The following is a 522-nucleotide window of genomic DNA, read 5'->3' as shown; positions in this document are numbered from 1 at the left end:
GAGTGCCACTTACCAAACCGGTAATCGCTACATTGGCACAGGTGCAGGCATAGTAAGCAATGTCGCAAAAGTCGTGGTGGGCACAGATCCTACCCCTGCGATCCGCTTTACTGAAAAGCCAAAGGCTGGTGAGAAGTCTATTGCTGGTACTGTGTTCTTCGATGTGGATCAGGATGGCGTTGTCGATTCTAATGATGCGCTACTAAAAGACATCACGATCACAATTTCGGGCACGGATAAATATGGCCAGGCAGTAAATCAGAGTGTAACGACCAATGCCAACGGCGAGTTCAGCTTTATTGGCCTGATTGAATCAAACGCGGATGGTTATACCATCACGCAGACGCCAAGCGACACTTACCAAACCGGCAATCGCTATATTGGCACTGAATCTGGTGTAGTGAGCAATGTCGCCAAAGTGGTGGTGGGTACAGATCCAACCCCTGCGATCCGCTTTACTGAAAAACCTAAAGCCGGTGATAAATCTATTGCTGGTACTGTGTTCTTCGATGTGGATCAGGA

The 522-nt window shown here is 48.5% G+C and carries 1 protein-coding gene; it reads left to right on the top strand.

The window, feature by feature from the left end; translation table 11 throughout:
• On the top strand, nt 1–522 hold a 522-nt coding region (locus N483_RS25035; RefSeq protein ID WP_155735434.1), incomplete at both ends, for an SdrD B-like domain-containing protein.

The organism is Pseudoalteromonas luteoviolacea NCIMB 1944, from assembly GCF_001625565.1.
Lineage (GTDB): Bacteria > Pseudomonadota > Gammaproteobacteria > Enterobacterales > Alteromonadaceae > Pseudoalteromonas > Pseudoalteromonas luteoviolacea_F.
This window is presented reverse-complemented; position numbering and strand designations above follow the sequence as displayed.